Raw genomic sequence first — 21,859 nt, forward strand, 5'->3', positions numbered from 1 at the left:
ACACCATCATCATTTTAACAACTTTCGTATGAATTTTAAAGCACTTTTTGTAGAAGAGTAACGAATTTTCATATCGAATGCCGTAGATTGGGCTAAAATGCTTTTATAATGTGAAAAAGTCCGAAAACTTTCTTCCCCATGATAACTCCCTAATCCACTACTTCCGACGCCCCCAAAAGGTAAATACGGTGTTGCAAGATGATAGACAACATCATTAATACAGCCTCCGCCATACGAAATATTACTCGTTACTTTCTTCTGTACTTCTTTATCTTCAGAGAATACATATAACGCTAACGGCTTCGGATGTTGCTGGATTGTGCCAATTACATCTTCTATATTGTCGTACTCTATGATTGGTAAAATCGGACCAAAGATTTCATCTTCCATAACGGAACTTTTCCATGTAACATTAGTTAACACTGTTGGTTCTATATGTAAAGTCTCTTTTTTATAGTTCCCGCCAATTACAGTTTTACCATCTTTCAAAAACGTACATAAACGTTCAAAATGACGCTCACTCACAATTCTTACATAATTATCATTGTGCAGTGGCTCTTTTCCATACTGCTCCTCAATTTCATGTCGCAACGCTTCAATTAACTGTTCTTTCACGGAAGCATGCACATACATATAATCAGGCGCTACACATGTTTGCCCTGCATTTAAAAACTTTCCCCACACAATCCTTCTTGCCGTTACATCTATTTTCGCATCTTTATGTACAATACATGGACTTTTCCCGCCAAGTTCTAACGTAAGCGGCGTCAACTGTTTTGCTGCTGCTTCCATGACAACTTTCCCAACGCCCACACTACCTGTGAAGAAAATATAATCAAATGGTTCTTTCAGCAAAGCTGTACTCTCTTCAACGCCGCCTTCTACTACCACTACAAGCTCTTCTTGGAATAAATCCTCTAACATCCTTGTAATCACTTTGGAAACGTTTGGCGTTAACTCCGACGGTTTTAAAACGATTGTATTTCCAGCTGCTAGAGCTCCTACAAGCGGTGCAATTGCTAATTGAAACGGATAGTTCCACGGTGCAATAATAAGTGTCACACCGTACGGTTCAGGCACTACTTTCCCCTTTGATCCAAAATGAGTGAGTGCTGTTCGAACACGCTTTGGTTTACTCCACGATGAAATATGCTTCAATTGAAAAGAGATTTCTTTTAATACATATCCCACTTCCGTTGTAAATGACTCATGAACTGACTTATTTAAATCTAATTTTAACGCCTGAAATATTTCTTCTTCAAAACGCTGAATGCCTTCATAGAGCTTCTTCAAATTATTCTTTCTCACTTCTACACTTCTCGTATGGCCATTATAAAAATATTCCTTTTGTTTATTTACAATAGAAGAAACACTCATTCATTCACCTTCTCCCACTATTTTTATCCAATTCTTTCATTATTTATATAGACTTCATATATAATAAATTTCTATTCGTAAAGTTACATTATATATAATTTCTTTTTGTATATAAAATTCATTGCTCACAAAAAAACTACCGAAAGAAAATCTCTCGGTAGTTTTACTGTATTAACGATATAAACGAACAGCACCTGCAGAATTATCATCAGCTTGTCCTACTACTTCAAATTTCAAACCAAGCTTCGGCAAAATACGTCCTGCATCTGGAATCTGTTGGTTAATATACGTTTTCGAATCATCAAACTTCGGTACACCCGCTAAGCCATTATACGTATACGTTCCACGCGTTGGAGATACAACTTTCCATGCTGGCGTTTTATCAAATGAGAACGCCGCATCAGCGATTTGGAATCGTGTACTACTTTCAATTGTCGGTTTACCATTTAAAGTTCCTACAATTGCTTCTGGATGAGAATCCACTACACCAAGGAAACCATGCCCTGGATGTAAACCAACCCAGTTATCTGTGTAAGCTGAGTCTGCATACCATACAACCATACCAGAGTTATATTCTGGACCGCGAGCAAATTTCAATGCGCTATCTGATCCAGTATGATTTCTCCACTCTACATAGTAGTTATGTTTTTTCTTCTCAGTTCCGTTAGAAACTGCAAAACCATCTAATTTAAATTGTGGTGTACCTTCTGCATCATCAGAGAATACTACTTTACCATCTACTGTTAATGAAGCATTATCAAGTAAGAAACCGTTTAATGCTAAGCCACCATCTGTAATGTACTCAAATGTTAATTTTACTTTCTTACCTTTGAATTGGCTTAAATCATATGATTTATCAATCCATTTTCCATTTGTCGAATCGGCATTTCCACTATTTGCTTTCTCACCAAGTTTTTCAATTAGCGTTTTTTGACCATCTTCTGTTACAGCATGTACTTCAAGGAAATCATATTCCGCTTCGATTTCATATAACGATTTGAAATCAAATTTCGCATTCGTTGCATTCGTTAAATCGAACAATGGTGTTTCTAACGTTGTATGCAGATTGTCACCTTTTGTGCTGTAGTAATACTGCTTACCAAACGCTGGAGCAATCGTTTTTATATCTTTATCAGGTAAGTTCACACGAATCATACCTGGTCTTGCCGATTTTGTAACACTTTGGTCTAAATATGTTGCTAGACCGATACCTTTATTTAATTTCTCGTAATCTACTTCTACGATATTTGCCCAGTTACCACCAATTGTTTTTTGGAAAAACTCTTTATTTTGTGGTGAGAAACTCGTTGGCGTTGTTCCCGCAATCTTACCAGCCCAGCTTCCGCCACTCATAACAGACCAAGCTTGAATTGGCTCACCATGACCGGTATAGTCTGTATCATACTCATCTGGAAGACCTAAATCATGACCGTATTCATGCGCGAATACACCAACCGCGCCATCTTCCGGTTCAATTGTGTAGTCGAATGCTGCGATCTTTCCACCCCAATATGGAACTTTCGCTTGTGTGCCTTCAATTGGGAATGGTTTTGGTCCAACAGTCCAGCGATGTGACCAGATTGCATCGTCACCTAATTTACCACCGCCTGCTTCTTGTCCAACACCCGCATGAATAATCATTAAATGATCGATTAAACCATCCGGTTGTTTTTGATTTCCATCACCATTTACATCGTATTGATCGAATTGGTCAAACTCTGATAAATCAATACCGCTATCTACAGCTGCTTTTAATGCATCTTTTACTAAATCACGTGGTCCTTTTGGTCCTTTATTATCATGACCTGTACCAGCATCTGCACCGTAATCAGCAGCTTTACCAGGAACTGTTAACCATTTTGTAACTGTTCCGTCTACTGTATAACTACCGCCAGATTGCTCTTCGTAATATTGTTTAAACGTTTCAATTTTGCTACCATCTTCTAATGCGAATGGCTCATTACCAAATAACATTTTTTCATAATGTTCTTTGTTAAAATCATCAGTATACATATAACCAGGTTCTTTATCAATATTGTTATGTTTAAAGTCAGCGTACTCTACAAGTAAAACGAGTACTTTATCTTTACGAACTTCACCGTTATATTCTTTTCCCTTTGCTGGAGAAGTTGGTACTTTACCATTTAGACCACCCTTAACTGGTCCTGTCGCTGCAGGTGTTCCTGTCGCAGGTTTATCTAACTTTTCTTTCGTATCTGCTTTTGCATCTTTCACTTTCTTTAAAAAGTCCGATGCTTCTTTCGTAAGTGGGTCCCCATTTGATACTTCTTTCCCAGGATTTTCACCCTTTTTGTTCTCTACGTATTTTTCGACAGCTCTCTTTGTTTCTGTCTCTGAAGCCTTCGAATCAATTACCCCACGTTTTTTTAGCGCATCTGCTAAACGTTCTTCCGGAATTAAATGATCATCAACTGGGCTCGTAGCTGTCTTATTAACAGGCATTTCAGCATATGCAGATTGAGTACCAGCTCCGAACGAAAGACCTAATACAGCTGTCAAAGCAATTGATGATAAAACTTTGAACGGTTTCTTGTTCATCCCTTATTTCCTCCCCTAATAAATAATATGTATTACAAATTGAATTTTATTAAAAATTCAATATTTTTTCAATATTTAGTCATATTATGTAATGTTTTTAATATATTTGTAAAAATTTCATAGTTAGCATACGAGTATATCACAATTCAACAATGTTTTCTGAAAATATTGAAAATATTTGTCAGAAACTTTATAATCGCCATAGAGGGAATTTAATGGGGATTTTATCTTTGTTTTATCTACAAAATATTTGATAATTCACTACATAAATACAAAATCCGATTGCATTATCACGTATTCTGTAGCAGCAGTTATGACCGATAATTAGGGAGGAATTACATTTGTACAAAGATAAGACTGACACATTGGATCAAGAATGGATTGATTTAATACTTGAAGCTCTAGACGCTGGTATCGCCTTGCAAGATATCGAACATTTTTTCCAACGTATGAGACCATCAAGCCAGGCTCAATAGGTTTGTTCTTTTTAGCGAAGTTTATGTTATAATAATGACATCATAAGACGACGACATATTGATAGAAAGGTGCGCAAATATGATTGGAGAACGTATAAAACGCCTGCGTTTACAAAAAGGCATTTCATTAACTGAACTTGCCGAAAAAGCCGGTGTTGCTAAATCTTACATTAGTTCTATAGAACGAAATTTACAAAAAAACCCTTCCATTCAATTTCTTGAAAAGATCGCAGCAGTTCTACAAATTCCAGTTGATACTTTACTTCATGATGAAACAACAATGGAAAATCACTTAGACTCTGAATGGACACAACTCGTTAAAGATGCAATGAGCTCAGGTGTCTCCAAAGAACAATTTCGTGAATTTCTTGAATTTACAAAATGGAAGCAAGATCAAAAATAATAAATAGAAAGAAGTGCTTACAACCAGCACTTCTTTTTTCTTTATAAAAAAGCGGGAAATCCCCGCTTTTGGGTTTATTCTTTTGCTTCGCCTTCTCCTTGATGAGCATTGAATGTCCATTCTAAGTTCAATGAATCACCTTGGAATTTATTTTGATCACCTTTATCTTCAAATTCAAATTCTACCCATAAGTAATCTTCAGTACCAGCTGCTAAACCACCATTTTCTCCCCATTCAGGAGCAAAGATTGCTTTAGCTAAAACATCTGGATTTTCTTTTTGTAAATCAGCTAATGTTGTTTCGTATACAGGCTCACTCTGTTTATCCCAATTCCAAATGAAATTCACCTTAATGTGCTGACCAAAGTCTTCACCAGCGTTATCATTTTTAAAATCATTCACAGTATACTTTGTCGCTAATTGTACGTCTTTAATTGCTAATGAACCGCTATTCTTTAATAAGAACTCTTTCTTTACTTTATCCCCTGGTTTTAAATCTTTAATATCTACAAGCGTTGTAGGGTCTAATGTAAGATCTAACGTTCCAGCCGCAAATGTGTTATTTGATACTTCTTTATCGCTAAAGTAAGCGAATGTTCCTCCACCAATTAAAGATAACCCCAATGCCGCTGATGCAACTCCCATACCTAATTTCTTTTTCAGACTCACAATCAATTCCCCCTAGCTGTTTTTTATATTTTTTATTGCTATCTCTTATTTAAAATAAGAGATGTAACTAAAACTATATTAGCTTAGCTAATATGTGTTCTTTTTTAAAAACCTTATGTTCATTATAACGAACATAACTATAGAAATACAACACATATTTATTAATATTTTCAGTTATTTTTATTTCTCAATATTATTCTGAAATTTCAGAATAAACAATATATAGAGAAAAACTTTAATTAATATTCCCTATCTATACTAATTATTAATCTTCACCATCATATTGCCAATTATTTTTCTCATATCTGTTTTTTGACGTAGATTGTTAAAATAAAGAAGACACGCCGAATAGGTGAGTCGCAATATTCTCTCACCTATTCGGCTTTATAACCGCTATTCTCTCTATATGTCGCTGTATTTTACTTGCTATTCTTGTTTCTTACTCTCTTCTTGATTTTTTGCTTCCTCTTGTTTCTTCTTTTCTTCTAGTTTTTTCGTTTCCTCTTGTTTCTTCTCTTCTAGCTTTTTCGCTTCCTCTTGTTTCTTCTCTTCTAGTTTTTTTGCTTCTTCTTGTTTCTTCTCTTCTAGCTTTTTCGCTTCCTCTTGTTTCTTCTCTTCTAGCTTTTTCGCTTCCTCTTGTTTCTTCTCTTCTAGTTTTTTTGCTTCTTCTTGTTTCTTCTCTTCTAGTTTTTTTGCTTCTTCTTGTTTCTTCTCTTCTAGTTCTTTTTGCTTCTCAGCCTCACTCACTTGTTTTGCTGTTTCATCTACTAGTAACTTCTCAAAATCTTGAATTTGTTTATCAATCACTTGTAAATTAACTTCTTTATCAATATACTCACAGTTTTCTTTTACTATATGGAAGCCAGCATTCACATACGAGAATACTTGCTTATTCGATTCAGTTGTATGTCCTTTTAACTCTTCTTGTACTTGATTATAAGGTTCTTCTATTGATTTATATACTTTTTGTAACGATTCTCTCTCAGCAGCTATCTTCTCGCGTCCTTGCTTCCATATAACAAGCGCCTGTTCTATCTCCTGAGTGGATCTAACATTTAATTTTGATTTCATCTCTTTATACTCATGCAAAATAACTTCCTTATGCTGCTTAGCTTGTTCTATTAATTGATCAACTGTTTTTGGAAAAATACTTGCTGTAGAAATAGTAGCCGCTACTTTCGTTTCATGAATGAAAGCTGCTTCTGTATAAGTCATCATTTGAGAGCCTAAATAAAAAGTAATAGAACACAAACATGGCAATATAAGCATCTTTTTGAATTTACGAGGTGGCTTCAGCATTTTAATCTCTCCTATCGAACAACTCGTTCTTTATCAAGAACTATATCTTTATTATAATAAAGTGAATTACAAAATGATATAAAAATTATGTTTCTTTTTACATTTCACTTTTAGCAGAAAAAGAGACTATCGTTTTTGATAGTCTCTTTTTCTGCTTATTTTTTCTCCACTCCATCACCTTGTTGCGCTTCAAATGTCCATTTTAATTGAAGTTTGTCTCCTTGGAATTCATTTTGAGATTCATTTCTTTCAATAAAGTGGAATTTCACTTTAAATGAATCATTAGTTCCCGCTTTAATACCTTTCTCAGGCCATAACCAACTTACTAAATCATTTTCTGCAGCAGTCACTTTTTTATCCGTCAAATCTTTTAATGTCGTTCTCTTAATTACTTGATCTTTTTTATCAATATTTTTTAAGAAAACTACTTCAATGTCTTCACCAAAGTCTTTCTTATTATCCTTCTTCACATCTTCTACATCATATTCTGTAGTTAATAATACTTTTTTAATATCTAATGTACCTTTATTCTCTAATTTAAATTCTTTTTCAATTGTATCACCTGGTTTTAAATTATCTACTTTCACAATTGTTGAAGGGTTCAGCGCTAAGTCAAGTGTCCCAGACGCAAATGTATTATTTGACACTTCTTTATCGCTAAAGTATGCAAATGTTCCTCCGCCAACTAATGCAGCCCCTAATACTGCTGATGCGATACCCATTCCTAATTTTTTCTTTAAAGTCATGTCCATATCCCCTTAATATATATTTGTTAATTTCCTAATAGGAAACTATAACCAAAATAACTAGACGGATTGTTCTACTTTTTTCTCTTTCTTTTCTCCATCGATGCTACGAATCGCACTAAAGATAGTAATCGCGGAATAACCTAGTAAAAAGACTCCTGGAATAATAAGAAGCAAAGCTGCTCCCGCTTTTGAATTTGCATAATTTAATGCATACCCTGCATAAGGAACTGTAATATCTGCATATTTCCCAATAACATTCTCCGCAAGTACCGGTTCTAAATCTGGCCCGTTGTTGTTATCTCCTTTTGTTTCATACATTACTTTTCCATTTGTATCTTTTACACCGATAATACGGTGAGTGATAATTTTTTCATCTTTCTCTTTAAAGGTAATAACATCACCTTTTTGATATTTAGAACCATCTTTCGTCGGCTCTATCGCAATGATTGATCCTGTTAAAAATGTTGGTTCCATCGATCCTGAAAGAACGCTCTTAAATTGATATCCCATCACCGTTGGATCACCACCGCTCGCTTTTGAAGAAATAACTACAAAAGCTAAGCAAATCATTAATGCAAATAAAACAAATGAGATAACGTTGCTAATCACCTTCCAAATTAATTTCATCGTTTCTCTTCCTCTCCGTTGTTTTATATTATTTGAAGTATGCAATATCCATTCTCGTTCTTTAACAAGAACACAACTAAATAATATAACGAACATATTAGAAATGCAATAAGAAAATTTACAATTATTAGTTATTTACAATATAAAAAAAGGACTGTGACAAATTCTCTTCACAGCCCTTTAAACTAGTAATTTATTTTTCTTCTGCTTTCATTCCTTTTGTATTTCGGCGTAGCACTACAAATAAAATGACTCCAAATAATATGGCAGCACCTATCCCAATGCTTATTATTTTCACGTTTGATTCGTTTACTTCAGGCTCGATCGTATCTTTTTTAGGCATTGCAAAAGTAACATCTTCTTTAGAAAGAACATTAATCGTCGCAATTGTTTGATTATTCTTTGTGATATCAACTGCCCCAACTACCTCACCACGATGAATTCCTTTATGATACAAAGAATCTTTATCTAATGAAGCCGCACGGAAAATCGTCCTCACATTTTTTCCTTCATCTTTCTTAAGCATCACTTCTGCACTTTTTTCAAGCTCGCTATCAATATCTTTATTTAAATACGTTGTCTTTTGATGCCAACTATGTTTATCCAGTACAGTTTGCTTCACAAATTGACCGAAAGAATAGTCCGCCATCTGCTTTAAATCTTCATAAATTTCAGGTCTTTGAGAAGCCATTACTACGTTTATAATACGATTTCCATCCTTCTCATTTAATAAAACGAGTGTATTACGCGCTTCATTTGTAAAACCTGTCTTACCACCAATACTAAATGGATTTTCAAAATAAGTAGATTTATTAAAAATAGACACAGTCTGCCTAGATGTCGTAACTGTCGTCCTTTTCGTATTCATCGCTTGCAAAATCTCAGGGTACTTTTGCACACCTCTCGTAATCATAGCCATATCAAATGGCGTAGTATAATGGTTCGGATCGTGCAATCCATTTGGTGTTACAAAATGACTATCGGTAGCCCCTAATTGCTTCGCTCTCTCATTCATCATATTAGCGAAATTCTCAACACTTCCGCCAATACGCTCCGCAATCGCATACGACACATCATTTGCACTCAACACCATTAAAATCATCAGTGCAGTATTTCTATTAATTGTCTCACCAGGTTGAAACTCAATTTGATAATTACTCTTCTCTTGATCTAGTGCTAATTGTGAAAACGTAAATTGATCCTCTGGCTTCGTATGCTCCATAAGTAAAATCGCCGTTAACACTTTCGTCATACTAGCCGGAAATGCACGATGATGTGCGTTTTTGTCATACAAAACATCTCCAGTTTTCGCATCAATTGTAGTTGCAAACTGACTAAAAACATTTGGCCCTTCCTTCGGTGGTGGTGCCACTTGTTCTGGATTCACTCCAATATTCGTCTCAGCACGCAACGTCATAGGTGTCAATAAAAATAAACAAATAACGGTAATAAAAGCCAAAATTTTCTTAAAATTTACCATATGACTCTCCCTTTTCACTATACTCTCACAGCTTACAAACTGAATCTACCAATCTATATGTAATTTGTATTAAATTGGAAGAACATTCACTGTTTTTTACTATATCATACTTTTACGATGAAGAACATAAATATACAATAAAAAATAAGAAAGAATTATTCTTTCTTATCCTTCTCATCAATCAATGAATCTATTAAATTTTGACTAGCTTCCTCCGGTGTAATCTCATCTGTCATCCCCATAAACGACCAACCTTTAGAATCGACCCACTCAACAAACTCTTGTAAAAACTCATCATGTGTAACATCCACATCAAGAATTGAGCCATTAATTGAAATCGTTCTATTTCTAGATACGCGCATCTTGAACGTCTTCCTTACCATTACGATAATTCTCCCTTTGCTTTTGAATATTTATAAAATAATCTTGTATCTCTGTTATACATGATTTTAAGTAAATTGTAAAAAGGATATATTGGCCAATTTAGATATTAAAAATGGAAATCGCTTATCCTACATACCTCTCGTTCCATATACAAATGGTCATATTATTCAATAATTAAACCCTTTAGATGAATAAGAAATCATGGTCTTTTGGAAGATATCATGCAAAATAGTATAATTTGAACAAGAGAACTAAGGTAGCTCTATTTAGCTGGACTCTTTCGTTGTAGACTTAGAGACCGATGCGAAAATTACTATTTGGTTCCTATTTCTATACATAATATCTTTGGAAAGAAGGTAGTACGGTGAAAACAGCAGAAAATTTTACTGACAAGGCCGATATATATGCGAAATATCGCCCTAGTTATCCTAATGAATATATTGATTATTTGCTTTCGGCTAACGAACTAAATGAGAATCAAATTGTGGCCGATATTGGTTCAGGTACAGGGATATTTAGCCACCAGCTGCTTGAAAGTGGTTTACATGTTATTGGAGTGGAGCCAAATGATGACATGAGAAAAATGGCAGAACAATCGTTAAACCAATATCCTCGTTTTCAATCTATAAAAGCAACTGCTGAAAATACCACTTTAAAAGAAAATAGTGTAGATTTAGTGACCGTTGCCCAAGCGTTTCATTGGTTTGATAAAGAGGCTTTCAAAATCGAATGCCAACGAATTTTGAAACAAAAAGCACACGTTGCTCTTGTTTGGAATAGTAGAGATGGAACTAGTCCACTTATTAAAGAGAACGCAGAAATTTGCCAGAAAACCTGTCCAACCTTTAAAGGCTTTAGCGGTGGAATAGATGAAACTCCAGAAATGTTTAACAGCTTTTTTAAAGATGGTAAATACGAGTTTAAAGAATATCAAAATGATTTACTTTTTGATTATGAAGGCTTTTTAGGAAGGAATTTATCAGCGTCCTATGCTCCGAAAGAAAATGACGAAGAGTATAAAAGCTTTGTTCTTCTCCTATCAGAGTTATTCGACAAATACAGTAAGAATGGAAAAATTATTCTCCCAAACTTAACGCGAAGTTATTTGGGCAATGTCTAAATAGCTGGACATACAGTGAAACTTTAATTAGCCCTCAACAATCGGGCACGATCATTGAATAAACCTTAGCTTTATTGTTATATGTTGAGTACACTATATCAAAAATTACACAACTCTATTTTAACCCCGTCCTAAATTCAGAACGGGGTTATGTTTGTTTTAGGTGATAGCTCTATTATCTTTTTACAAAAAACTCACATTTTATCACATCAAATACACTTGACTTTAGTACAATGAAATGGAATATATTAGAAAATAATTTAAATTGAGGAGGAATTCAATGGCACGTTGTACGTATTGTAAAACGAAATGGAAAGTAAAAGATGTATGGTCGATACTCATGACATTTGAAAAAGATTGTACGTATTGTTTCGGAAGGCAATACCTATCAAAGAGAACAATAAACGCTATGCCAGAACTTATAAGCCTACCTTTACACTTCGTATTTCCTTTTCTTGTTCATTTGAGTGATGAAGGTCCTTTGGATTGGTATCGAAAAAAATAATATAACCGCTCTATTTTAACCCACTTTTCATTACATTCTCTACCTATATATTCCTTAATACACTACTAAATTGACTCCAAATTCTTCCTGTTCAAAAGATTACTATAAAAATATTGTAAAATTTCAGTTAATTATATATAATTGTTTTAACATAATGAGTAAAGATGCTGTTACATAAGTATTTTTGAAGATCCCGTAGCTCAGCAGGGAGAGCGCCACCTTGACAGGGTGGAGGTCGTGAGTTCGAGCCTCTCCGGGGTCATAGTTGTAGAAACCGTGTCAAATTAACGTTTGATGCGGTTTTTATTTATTTACTTTCATATCCTAAAAAGCCAGTGGTCACAGAATTGGTCACATTACCTATAAAATCTCTTCTATTTTGTTAACTGCATCTTCTTGCATTGTTGGCAATACATGCGAATAAGTGTCTAATGTGATTTTGATATTACTATGACCTAACCGTTCAGAAATCACTTTGACATTTACACCTTTAGCCAATAGCAGAGTAGCATGTGTATGACGTAAATCATGAAAGCGAATCTTTGGCACAGCCGCTTTCTTAATCAAAGCGTTTAAACTTCTTCTAACATTAGCAGGATTGATTGGTGTTCCAGAAGGAGTACACATAACTAAGTCATTGTCTTGGTACTCTTCACCTTGACTCAGCTTCTCTTTTAATACGAATGCTCTATGTTTCTTTAGCTTTGCTACTGTTGATGCAGGTAATAGTATCTTTCTTAAACTTGATTTAGTCTTTCCTCCAACCAAGAATGTCTTCCCGTCATGACTTAACGTTTGGCTAATGGTTAAATGCCCTTTTTCTAAATCAACATCTTTCCACCGCAAACCTAACAATTCACCCTGTCGCATTCCAGTTACAAGAGCGATATGAAAGACAATAGAATATCTACTGTCTTGTGCAGCTTTTAAGAATAATTGTACTTCCTGCTCATTCCACACCGTTAATTCTTCCTTATCAGCTTTAGGCAACTTCGTTTTTGCTGCAACATTTTTAGTAATTAACTCTAAATCTATTGCATGTTCAAGAGAGTTCCTAATGATTTTGATTATCTTCTCAATTGTTCCTCGCTTTAAACCATCGTCTCGCAGTGAATTAACGTAGTTCTGCATATGTAATGATGTTAACTTGGCTAATTTGATATTGCCTAGAGAAGGAATGATGCGACTGTTTAAGTACCCTTTCAATACCTTGGCTGTTTGAATACCAACACTGTGTTTCTTTGTATTAAACCAGCTTTCAAGATATTCACCATAAAGTAGCTTACTAGGTTCTACATATGTTCCAGTATGAACTTCTGAGAGCAGCTTTGTTAAAGCATTTTCCGCTTCTTTTTTAGTAATGAATCCTCTTTTCTTTTTTTGCTTTCTTTTACCTGTTAAAGGGTCTATACCGATATCTACAATATAAAAATACTGACCTGTTTTCTTATCTTTTTTAACGCTTCCTTTCATCGTTAAGAACCTCCTTGGAGTCCTTAACTGTGCTGTATATGGTAATTTTATTATAACTAATATTCTTTCATTTTATTGACTATTAGCTAAAGTTTTATATAACAAAGATATTACAACAGCAAAAAGGAAACGCTCATATATAAACGCTTCCTTAAAAAATTATAGAGAATGCTTAATTAACGATTCTTATAACTGAACCAAAAGTACAATACAATCATGAAAATTTCAATACAATGATTAGCTATGATATAGCTGAACAATATGCTCAACGATTTATTAAATTTCAAAAAATTGTAAAGTTATTTGGTATTAAAAAGGACTTTTAAAATGGAAGACCTTTTATTTTTTCTTTTTTCGACAGATAGGACACCATTTGCCTTGCTGTATATTATTAGGCTTAGCTTCCCATATATGTCCCTCTGAGCATTTCCATTTCAATTTTGTATGAGCATTTACATATGCATCAGCTAAACATTCACCGTTTTTTTTAGCAGCAAGCTTTTGCATATCTTCAATACTCTTTCGCTGTCTATCTGCATTCTTTTTAACATTGCATTTTCTGCACCACGAACCATTCTTAATAGTATTAGCCGTACTCATCCAACGATGACCTTTGGAACATTCCCATTCTAAAGGAGTATGATTATTAATATAATTGTCACTTAGACATTTACCACCACGCTCATTTGCGATTAAATACATCTCTTCAATCGTTCCCCTTCGTTTATCAGCATTTCTTTTAGTTGCACATTTACTACACCATGCTCCATTTTTAATACTATAAGCAGAGCTTTCCCATCTGTGCCCTTCGCTACATTCCCAAAGCATCTTTGCATCTACGTTTTCATAAACCTTACTTAAACACTTGCCATTTCTATCCTGAGCTATTCGTTGTAGTTCTACTAATTTCTTTAATTTTTTCTGTTTATTCTTTAAACTATTACATGCAGGACACCATCTCCCTCTTTTAATATTTCCAAGAATAGATTCCCAAACATGTCCAGATTCACATCGCCATTTCAATTTAGATGTTGAATCAATATAACTGTTTGATAGGCATTCTCCACCATACTCTCTTGCAATTTTCATTGCATCTTCTATGGAAGGTTTTAAACATTCTTTACACCAAGAACCAGCAACAATACTTGCTAGTGTTGTTTCCCATACATGTCCTCGGTTACATCGCCATTTCAACTTACTAGCAAAATTCTTATATTCTGTAGAGATACATTCTCCATTTCTATCTATAGCTATATTTATCATATCTACTAAACTGTATTGTTTATTTCCGTTACAGCTTGGACACCAAGTTCCCTTTTGAACAGAAGCAGGTATTGCATCCCATATATGTCCCTTACTACATTGCCAACGTAGCTTGGTTGAGTTATTAATATACTCTGTAGATAAACATATACCACCTTTTAATTCAGCTAGTTTTTGCATGTCTTCAATCGTCTTTTGTCTTCCACTACATCTTGGACACCACGAACCTTGCTTAATTTGATAAGGTGAACTTTCCCAAACATGCCCCTGCTCACATTGCCAAACAAGTTTTCCATCTACACCATTGTAAGCAAGTGACAAACATTCTCCATTTTTACGCTTTGCGATTTCAATTAACTCTTTTAAAGGCTCATAGCCTCTATAGAATAGTGTCCAATCAATTTCTGCATTGCTTATTATTATCCCTTTTCTAGATAATTCATCTTTAATAAATCGTTCTTTATTCTTATCTGATTCAATTTTATAAGGAATTGTAATTAAAGTTATACCTTCCTCTTCACAAAGTAACTTCTTTTTCTTATCTCTTTCAAGTTGAGATTCAAAATCTATGAAATTTTCATGAAAATAATCATTAAATTCATAGTGTTGAATACCGTTATATTCAAAAGCTAAATTTAATTCGGTATTATATCCATCTAACTCTAAATTTCCTTTTAAAACTTTTCTTTCTTTGTAAAAAGGCTTCATAAATATAGATTCAAATATAAATCTACATTTCTCCTCATGTAGATTATTTATATTTTTACTACATATTGAACACCACACTCCTTTACTAACTGAGTATGGAGTTATTTTAAATTTATGACCGTTCGAACATTCCCATAGTATTTTTCTATCGACACTTTTATAATTTTTGCTTAGACATTTTCCACCTTTTTCACGAGCTAGACTTTGACAATAAGCTAAATCTTTTTGAGCATTCCCTACACAAATTGGACACCATGTGTTGCTATTAAATAATGAGTTAGGTGTGCTCTCCCATCTATGACCTTCCGAACACTCCCAAAGTAGCTTTTTCGTCATAGATTTAAATTCTAAAGAAAGACATTTTCCACCTTTTAATTCAGCTAATTCTTGCATATCTTCTAGCGTTCTATACTTTCCTTTGCAATAAGGACACCATTTACCATTACTAATATTACTTGGTAGAGCAGACCATCTATGACCTTCTTGGCATTCCCATTCTAAGCGAGTATTCATATTAAAGTAGACCTTAGAAAGACATTTTCCATCTTTCAATTCAGCTAATTTTTGCATATCTTCAATTGTTTTCCTTCTTTTTTTACCCGCTTTTTCTCTACCACAAATTGGACACCATTTACCCGCTTTAATAGTATTAGGAGTAGCCTGCCAGATATGATTCCCTTGGCATTTCCACTCTAAATATTTGTTATTGCCCTGATAACTCTTAGAAATGCATTCTCCACCATTTTTCACTGCTAAAGCTTGCATATTTTCAAGTGTATCTCTTCGTTTCAATCCTCTATTTTTTCTTCCACATATAGGACACCATTTACCATACTTAACATTACTTAACGTAGCTTCCCATATATGCCCAAGTTCACATTCCCATTTAAGCTTATATTTCCAGCCATCAAACGATTCAGATAAACATTTACCGCCTCGTTCAATTGCAATAGCTTGAATCTCTTTTATAGTAATCATAGGTTAAATATACCTCATTCAATTTTAATACTTATCATATAAAGAAATTCTAAATAAAAACAAATTAATAAAATCGATATTTCATTAATTATAATCATCTACTTTACTCCATAAAAAAGCATCTAACCATATCTAGGTTAAATGCTCGGTCTAAAGTGTATGGATTACCTCAATTCTCCGCTTTACAGGAAGAACCCCAGCTACCAAGTAGCAATAGCATTTGGATTAAAAAAGGTGAATTCCCCATAATAGCATTGAATGCTGATATATCAAGGTTTGTTAGTGATTTTTATAACTGCAATCATGGTAGTTAATTGTAAGCAAACTCGATTATTAATGTCATTAAATTAACATAAACAAATATACAATTATCACTCACTAAACTCCCTTAATTTGGTAATGAACAGTCTCAAATTTGTTAGTAAAACCCCGAAAAAATACTATCTTCCATAAAAAAATAATGGAAGAATGTTTTTACACCATAAAAAAGAGGAAATATCAACTATAGGCATCGAACCTATGAGCCAATATCCCTCTTCAAGTAAATTATACCACTTTATTCAACATATTCAACAGCTAATTTTCTCTTTAATCTTTGTGTACTACTTAATAATGCTCTTAAGAGAACTTTTCCTTCACTAGCCCATTGACGCACTTCATCATAATTCATATCTACCTTTGCAAAATCATGAATAATATCATTTCTTTTATATCTCCAGCTATCCAATCTTAACAACAAAGCTCTATCATACTCTTGAATTATTAAATTCCTTAATTCCTCATCAAGTTTATTACCCAAACTATTATTAGTTTCATTCTCGCAAAAGTGTCCATTGTCAATTATATTTAGTATTCTTTTAATACTATGATACATCTTACAAGCATTTTTATTAACTTGAACATTTATTTTATCAAATATAGAATGAAATCTTTCCTCAATAATTGCATAATAAATAGTTGATGCTTCAATACAAAAATCTTGTTTTAATGCTGCATCTGCTCTATCAATTAGATTTTCAAATCTTATTGCTTTAAAATGAGTTGAAGTCATTAATATTCCTCCTAAAATATAATCACTATTATTACAAATTTGTTTATATTAAGTATATATACAATCTATCCTAGGTTTCATTTACTATATACACATTACTTACCTTACCAAGATATTTCTTTAAGGATAATAAATTATAGCTTCCTCTTTACTAGGCTTTCTAAAATGTTCCTTTTTTATTTTCACTAAACAGTTGTAACACTTTTCATATATTTTCTTCCTTTTTCTCTCTGGTTTAGGTAATTCTACATTTATTCCACCTTCATTATGGTTTTCCCAATAAAGTTCATTTGTCTCTTTTTCTCGGTCAAATGTCAATAATTTATTGGTTCTTTTAGGTTCATCCTTAACTTTAACAAGATAATGTATATGATAATCATGTGGTCCATTATGAGTTTCCCTAAGTACTCCATCCCGTTTGTTTGCACTTAAATAATTCATTGCCCATAATTTATTATGTACTTTTTTGTTTGGGTATCGAAATTGAGGAGGGTACTGTTCGTAAACCTCCAAATTAAACTCCTCAAAAGCCATTATCATATTTAGTGTCTGTGCTTGAGCATACTCTTGAATAATAACGGAATTATAATATTCTGTATACTCAAAATGATAATTACTATTAACCAATTCCCATAAATACTCACAAATATAGACGATAAGGTTTCGGTCATTGTTTATCTCTTTTTCAAGCAAATTTATAGCAAGATTTGTGATAATATCAACCCGTAAATCATCCTGTAATTCATATGCTAACGCAATAATTGGGTGAAAACTAGGTCCAAGGAATCTAATAAAAGTCTCTTCGCTATGCTTGTTTTTATCAAAAGGTGTATCTCTAAAAATTGCTCTAAACCTTTGGAGTACAACCTTTCTATCCAAGTCATTGATTGTAGCTTTAACAAAATCACCTTCGATACCATTTTGTAATACTGGCTCATCTATTACCCTATTAAAAGAGTGATTTACTTTAAGTCTAAAAAGATAAAATCCCTTCCTATCTGCAAAACGTTCGTATCCCTCACAATATGTTATATCATTAACACGAAACTGGCGTACAATTTCCAAACTTATCATCCCTCTACTTTTTAATTTTATCATGCTGCCCATTCAATTGACTTTTAGGAATAATTCCACTAATTTTTTTAATCTTCTCAAGGATTCAATACCTGTGTATCTATCACAAAATTCCTTGTCAGATAAATCTCTTAGGTCACACAAGTTCGTAAGTATTCTTCTTTGAATAATAATATCCTCTGTATACGATAATTCCTCCAACACTATCCTCACTCAAAAAAATTTTGGATTATCCCTATGTTTATCAATTAATACAACTGGGACATCTGACAAACTCATAAAAGATGCAACTGGGTCTTTATAATGAAAATATCTCCCAAAGTACTGCATCATTTCTTCTATAATTTCATAAGGCATTTAATTCATAGTTTTTCTCCTATCTCATATTCATAGATACCTATTTTAACCCTTTCTCCTTTATAATACGATTCAATAACTATATTTTAGAAAGACGATTTATTATCATTTCCCAATCAGATAAAGACCTAATTTCTTCAATTTTAAGGTAATTTAGAATTTCACATCTTAAAGGTCTGAGATATAAATCAATTATTTTATTTATTGTACTAACTAGGTAATTTGATTCCTGATTAATTTTATTATTTAAATATCCGATAAAATTGCTTTCTACATCTTGGGATTCAATGTCATAATGTATCATATTTCTCATCGTGCTACATTCTTCTTTCATTTCTTGCTCATATTTTCTTAAAAGGCTTTCTACTTCTCTATTCCTTTTTTTATTCCATTCATAAAAAAATTTCTTTGAATGTTGCTTTATATTTAATAAATTATCCATAATTTCATCCGTTTTTAGGGTTGTTAATCTTAACATTATATACAAATCTACAAATGAAACTTGAGTTAGCTTCTCTATATACCTATCTCTAAGCCAAATTACATCACTTATTTCCTGTAAGCTTAAGATTAACCTAAAAATAAATGTATTGGCTAAATCACTCTCTGAAACAAACAAATCCTTATGATGTATATCTTTACAATCGTACGTTTTTTCATTATAAATTTCTTCCATAATATCAATATTTTCAGTTGCCTGTAGCACAAGTTCTTTTTCTATCACATTTGCTAAAATATCGCTTAGTTCTCCTATATATTTTGCAAATAAAAAGTTACTCTCTGCAACATGTGCAGATTTTTCTCTCAAAGGGAATGGTAAATTGTCTGTGTCCAATAAAATGTATGCTGCATAGAGAGTACTCCCAACAACTTCACCATCACTATTCAGATAAAATCCTATGTTATTAACATCATCTCCATAAGCATCAATATGATAATCTAAAATTTTTCGATACATCTTTTGATTTTGACCTCTTTTTTTCCCGTAAAGATGAACATGATTTCTAATTTTACTTACTCGTTCATCGACATCTATAGAATCTTTAAAAAAAGCATCAATAACTTCATCTATTATTAGGCACATATCTCTTAATAGAGAATATACATGCGTACTCTTACATTCTTCGTTCTTGCGTAAATTTAAGATAAGCCTTTGAATAGCTTTTAAATCAGTATATGCAGTGATAATAGCATTTGAATTGATAATCTCTCCCAACCTTTCTGGTAAAATTTTATACATATCCTTATTTTACCTAATAATTAGACAAGGAGAAAAGATATAACTACAAAATACTTTATCATGTAATATTTATTTTAATATCAAAGATACTCATATTACATTTAGTCTCTGCACATCATTTGAACGAATCTTCAATATTTTTATTCTGCTCTACTCATTTTGCATACTTTATAGAAAAATTATTAAAAAACACAGAAGGAATAAAGATTATTCAAATAATAAAAAAAATACCTTTAAATAGTCCGCTTGCTAAAACTTTTTAATTCATCGACAAGTTTTATTAAGCCCTCATAATATTCGTATTCCTCTGTGCTATTGAATTTAAAGGATATTCACTTTTCCTAAAAAATTTGTGCCCCCAATAAGAGTATTCATCAATCAGATAAGGATTTGGTCCGTATTGTCCCCTGGTAATTTCATTCCAACTCCGATGTCTATTGTATAGAGGATACATTCTCTGGATTAATGTATATTCAAGTAAACGATATTGGTCCGTCGGATAGATAGAGATACTATGAACTATTGGTTTAAGATATTCATAATGGTGTGGAAATCGTTTTCCAAACATGGAGGCATATCCGATATAGAGAAGCTTGTTATCTTTGTTCCATAGTGCATAAACTCCCCCTCATTAAATATAGCCATGATTGAAGCTGATACATTGTTGTTTGAAATAGGCTTTTCGCTGATTTAGTTTTTGTAACCTGATGGATTGAAAGATGTGGTTGAGAAAGAAAAAAGGTATGAGATAAAGCCGCTTGGTTAAACTGAGACATAAAAACATAAGGGGCGTTACCTTTGGCTATAAAGCAAACGAAAAATCAAAAGAATGTTATTTATAAATTCACCAATTCTATCAATGGAAAAGTGTACATTGGACTAACTACTAAAACATTTAGAAAGAGATATAATTCTCACAAATCAAGTGCATTCCTTCCATCTGTTAAACACTATGATTGCAAATTTTACAAAGCAATAAGAAAGTATAGTTGGAATAGTTTCAAATGGGAGATTATAGATAGGGCAGATAGTAAAGAAGAATTAGAGGAAAAAGAAAAATTTTGGATTTCCTTTTACGACTCGTTTAAAAATGGTTACAACATGACTCTTGGTGGAGAAGGTTCTAGTGGAATTGTGGGAGAAAAGCATGGTCAAGCAAAGCTTACGGGGGAAGATGTTAGAAAAATCAAAGTCGCTCTAACTAAAGGTGTGTCTCAACTAGTACTGGCGAAAAAATATGGAGTTAGACAAACTAACATCAACTGTATTGCCACTAATAAGAACTGGACTCACATTGAAGTAGATGGATGGAAAGAATGGCAAGACCTAAAGGCTCGTGGAGAGTTTATCCCTCCCAATTATCTGCAAAGAGAAAAAGGTTCTAGGCATGTAAATGCCAAGCTTACAGAGGAACAGGTTGTTGTTATTAAGCAAAAACTTATGAATAAGCTTTCTATGGATTCTATTGCAAAGGAGTTTAATGTGAGCAAGAGCCCTATATATGACATCGCCACCAACAAAAGCTGGATACACGTTAAAGTTGAAGGTTGGAGCGAATATCAAGCAGAAAGAAGTAAGGGAAGAATAAAGGATAACAAAGGTTCAAACAATGGGATGGCTAAGTTAAGCAAAGAAAAGGTAATGGAAATAAAAAAGATGCTTATTCAAGGCGACCAGCAAAGAGATATAGCACAAAGTTTTGGTTTACCCATTAGTACAGTAGGCAGCATCGCTCAAGGGAATACTTGGGATTATATCTATATTGATGGATGGAATGATTATCAAGCAAAGAGAAGAAAATACAAGAGAGTCTTTGCTTGATTCTCTTAAATACCTAGAACAAAAGTATTTACTGCATCTCTATATTGGGTTTCCCAGTTTCTACTAGTTTTGTATACTATTTTTTACAGCTTTCCAAAGCTATGTGCACCTCTGACTTTTTCGATATAGATAAATTGCATTATAACGAGGATTACCTAGGCTTTAATTCTATTCTTAAATACACAATCATTAGCAAATACTGTAATTGTTTCTGAGGTACTCATTACCAACAAAAAAGAGCAATAAC

The 21,859-nt window shown here is 33.2% G+C and carries 18 protein-coding genes, 1 tRNA gene and 1 pseudogene; 6 read left to right on the plus strand and 14 right to left on the minus strand.

Annotated elements, in window-relative coordinates; translation table 11 throughout:
* Window positions 1-9: 9 nt before the first annotated feature.
* Together ACTFNE_RS16555 and inhA1 are read right to left on the minus strand one after the other, a co-directional pair.
* Window positions 10-1,377 (minus strand): aldehyde dehydrogenase, encoded by a 1,368-nt coding sequence (locus tag ACTFNE_RS16555; RefSeq protein WP_270706067.1) that lies wholly within the window; start codon window positions 1,375-1,377, stop codon window positions 10-12.
* Between the two features lie 171 nt (window positions 1,378-1,548).
* Complete coding sequence (gene inhA1, locus ACTFNE_RS16560) at window positions 1,549-3,936, minus strand: M6 family metalloprotease immune inhibitor InhA1 (protein ID WP_270706068.1); 2,388 nt, start codon at window positions 3,934-3,936, stop codon at window positions 1,549-1,551.
* Window positions 3,937-4,277: 341 nt separating this feature from the next.
* Between inhA1 and ACTFNE_RS16565 the strand changes: the two genes are divergently transcribed.
* Together ACTFNE_RS16565 and ACTFNE_RS16570 are read left to right on the plus strand one after the other, a co-directional pair.
* Window positions 4,278-4,412, plus strand: coding sequence for an anti-repressor SinI family protein (locus ACTFNE_RS16565; RefSeq protein WP_000276223.1), 135 nt, complete (start codon window positions 4,278-4,280; stop codon window positions 4,410-4,412).
* A 79-nt stretch (window positions 4,413-4,491) separates the two neighbouring features.
* Window positions 4,492-4,815, plus strand: a complete 324-nt coding sequence (locus ACTFNE_RS16570; protein WP_000578886.1) for a helix-turn-helix domain-containing protein — start codon at window positions 4,492-4,494, stop codon at window positions 4,813-4,815.
* A 74-nt stretch (window positions 4,816-4,889) separates the two neighbouring features.
* Here the strand turns inward: ACTFNE_RS16570 and calY are convergent, their stop codons facing one another.
* From calY to ACTFNE_RS16600, 6 genes are all read right to left on the minus strand, one after another.
* A complete protein-coding gene (gene calY / locus ACTFNE_RS16575) occupies window positions 4,890-5,483 on the minus strand; it encodes a biofilm matrix protein CalY (RefSeq protein ID WP_000053738.1) in 594 nt (197 codons plus the stop codon).
* A 426-nt stretch (window positions 5,484-5,909) separates the two neighbouring features.
* A complete protein-coding gene (locus ACTFNE_RS16580) occupies window positions 5,910-6,782 on the minus strand; it encodes a DUF4047 domain-containing protein (protein ID WP_230673595.1) in 873 nt (290 codons plus the stop codon).
* A 155-nt stretch (window positions 6,783-6,937) separates the two neighbouring features.
* Window positions 6,938-7,528 (minus strand): TasA family protein, encoded by a 591-nt coding sequence (locus tag ACTFNE_RS16585; RefSeq protein ID WP_000172842.1) that lies wholly within the window; start codon window positions 7,526-7,528, stop codon window positions 6,938-6,940.
* A 60-nt stretch (window positions 7,529-7,588) separates the two neighbouring features.
* A complete protein-coding gene (gene sipW, locus ACTFNE_RS16590; RefSeq protein WP_000767808.1) occupies window positions 7,589-8,158 on the minus strand; it encodes a signal peptidase I SipW in 570 nt (189 codons plus the stop codon).
* A gap of 193 nt (window positions 8,159-8,351) precedes the next feature.
* Window positions 8,352-9,638, minus strand: coding sequence for a D-alanyl-D-alanine carboxypeptidase family protein (locus ACTFNE_RS16595; RefSeq protein ID WP_270706139.1), 1,287 nt, complete (start codon window positions 9,636-9,638; stop codon window positions 8,352-8,354).
* Window positions 9,639-9,793: 155 nt separating this feature from the next.
* Window positions 9,794-10,021 (minus strand): hypothetical protein, encoded by a 228-nt coding sequence (locus tag ACTFNE_RS16600; RefSeq protein ID WP_000251865.1) that lies wholly within the window; start codon window positions 10,019-10,021, stop codon window positions 9,794-9,796.
* A gap of 365 nt (window positions 10,022-10,386) precedes the next feature.
* On the opposite strand from ACTFNE_RS16600, the gene ACTFNE_RS16605 reads away from it, so the two are divergent.
* The 3 genes from ACTFNE_RS16605 (at window position 10,387) to ACTFNE_RS16615 (ending at window position 11,909) form a co-directional block, all read left to right on the plus strand.
* On the plus strand, window positions 10,387-11,142 hold the full coding sequence (locus ACTFNE_RS16605) for a class I SAM-dependent methyltransferase (RefSeq protein WP_270706140.1): 756 nt from the start codon (window positions 10,387-10,389) through the stop codon (window positions 11,140-11,142).
* Window positions 11,143-11,422: 280 nt separating this feature from the next.
* Window positions 11,423-11,647, plus strand: a complete 225-nt coding sequence (locus ACTFNE_RS16610; RefSeq protein ID WP_270706143.1) for a hypothetical protein — start codon at window positions 11,423-11,425, stop codon at window positions 11,645-11,647.
* A gap of 189 nt (window positions 11,648-11,836) precedes the next feature.
* Window positions 11,837-11,909, plus strand: a tRNA-Val gene (locus tag ACTFNE_RS16615).
* Window positions 11,910-12,007: 98 nt separating this feature from the next.
* On the opposite strand, the gene ACTFNE_RS16620 is transcribed toward ACTFNE_RS16615, so the two are convergent.
* The 6 genes and pseudogenes from ACTFNE_RS16620 to ACTFNE_RS16645 form a co-directional block, all read right to left on the minus strand.
* Window positions 12,008-13,120, minus strand: a complete 1,113-nt coding sequence (locus ACTFNE_RS16620) for a tyrosine-type recombinase/integrase (protein WP_270706145.1) — start codon at window positions 13,118-13,120, stop codon at window positions 12,008-12,010.
* Window positions 13,121-13,459: 339 nt separating this feature from the next.
* Window positions 13,460-16,069 (minus strand): zinc-ribbon domain-containing protein, encoded by a 2,610-nt coding sequence (locus tag ACTFNE_RS16625; RefSeq protein WP_270706146.1) that lies wholly within the window; start codon window positions 16,067-16,069, stop codon window positions 13,460-13,462.
* Between the two features lie 556 nt (window positions 16,070-16,625).
* On the minus strand, window positions 16,626-17,120 hold the full coding sequence (locus ACTFNE_RS16630) for a hypothetical protein (protein ID WP_098130643.1): 495 nt from the start codon (window positions 17,118-17,120) through the stop codon (window positions 16,626-16,628).
* A 120-nt stretch (window positions 17,121-17,240) separates the two neighbouring features.
* Complete coding sequence (locus ACTFNE_RS16635) at window positions 17,241-18,185, minus strand: hypothetical protein (RefSeq protein WP_098322885.1); 945 nt, start codon at window positions 18,183-18,185, stop codon at window positions 17,241-17,243.
* Window positions 18,186-18,630: 445 nt separating this feature from the next.
* Window positions 18,631-19,791, minus strand: coding sequence for a hypothetical protein (locus ACTFNE_RS16640; protein ID WP_270706152.1), 1,161 nt, complete (start codon window positions 19,789-19,791; stop codon window positions 18,631-18,633).
* Window positions 19,792-20,071: 280 nt separating this feature from the next.
* Window positions 20,072-20,407: pseudogene (locus ACTFNE_RS16645) on the minus strand (hypothetical protein); the annotation flags it as partial.
* Window positions 20,408-20,589: 182 nt separating this feature from the next.
* On the opposite strand from ACTFNE_RS16645, the gene ACTFNE_RS16650 reads away from it, so the two are divergent.
* On the plus strand, window positions 20,590-21,612 hold the full coding sequence (locus tag ACTFNE_RS16650) for a GIY-YIG nuclease family protein (RefSeq protein ID WP_270706154.1): 1,023 nt from the start codon (window positions 20,590-20,592) through the stop codon (window positions 21,610-21,612).
* Window positions 21,613-21,859 lie beyond the last annotated feature (247 nt).

Source organism: Bacillus cereus group sp. MYBKT111-2 (assembly GCF_051915205.1).
Classification (GTDB): Bacteria; Bacillota; Bacilli; order Bacillales; family Bacillaceae_G; genus Bacillus_A; species Bacillus_A paranthracis.

What these genes read in the sequence shown, in the direction of transcription:
- sipW (WP_000767808.1), bottom strand. Translation starts at nt 8,158, where the DNA reads ATGAAATTAATTTGGAAGGTGATTAGCAACGTTATCTCATTTGTTTTA.
- ACTFNE_RS16640 (WP_270706152.1), bottom strand. Translation starts at nt 19,791, where the DNA reads ATGTATAAAATTTTACCAGAAAGGTTGGGAGAGATTATCAATTCAAAT.
- ACTFNE_RS16625 (WP_270706146.1), bottom strand. Translation starts at nt 16,069, where the DNA reads ATGATTACTATAAAAGAGATTCAAGCTATTGCAATTGAACGAGGCGGT.
- ACTFNE_RS16630 (WP_098130643.1), bottom strand. Translation starts at nt 17,120, where the DNA reads ATGACTTCAACTCATTTTAAAGCAATAAGATTTGAAAATCTAATTGAT.
- ACTFNE_RS16585 (WP_000172842.1), bottom strand. Translation starts at nt 7,528, where the DNA reads ATGACTTTAAAGAAAAAATTAGGAATGGGTATCGCATCAGCAGTATTA.
- ACTFNE_RS16600 (WP_000251865.1), bottom strand. Translation starts at nt 10,021, where the DNA reads ATGGTAAGGAAGACGTTCAAGATGCGCGTATCTAGAAATAGAACGATT.
- ACTFNE_RS16620 (WP_270706145.1), bottom strand. Translation starts at nt 13,120, where the DNA reads ATGAAAGGAAGCGTTAAAAAAGATAAGAAAACAGGTCAGTATTTTTAT.
- ACTFNE_RS16555 (WP_270706067.1), bottom strand. Translation starts at nt 1,377, where the DNA reads ATGAGTGTTTCTTCTATTGTAAATAAACAAAAGGAATATTTTTATAAT.
- inhA1 (WP_270706068.1), bottom strand. Translation starts at nt 3,936, where the DNA reads ATGAACAAGAAACCGTTCAAAGTTTTATCATCAATTGCTTTGACAGCT.
- ACTFNE_RS16610 (WP_270706143.1), top strand. Translation starts at nt 11,423, where the DNA reads ATGGCACGTTGTACGTATTGTAAAACGAAATGGAAAGTAAAAGATGTA.
- ACTFNE_RS16570 (WP_000578886.1), top strand. Translation starts at nt 4,492, where the DNA reads ATGATTGGAGAACGTATAAAACGCCTGCGTTTACAAAAAGGCATTTCA.
- ACTFNE_RS16580 (WP_230673595.1), bottom strand. Translation starts at nt 6,782, where the DNA reads ATGCTGAAGCCACCTCGTAAATTCAAAAAGATGCTTATATTGCCATGT.
- ACTFNE_RS16595 (WP_270706139.1), bottom strand. Translation starts at nt 9,638, where the DNA reads ATGGTAAATTTTAAGAAAATTTTGGCTTTTATTACCGTTATTTGTTTA.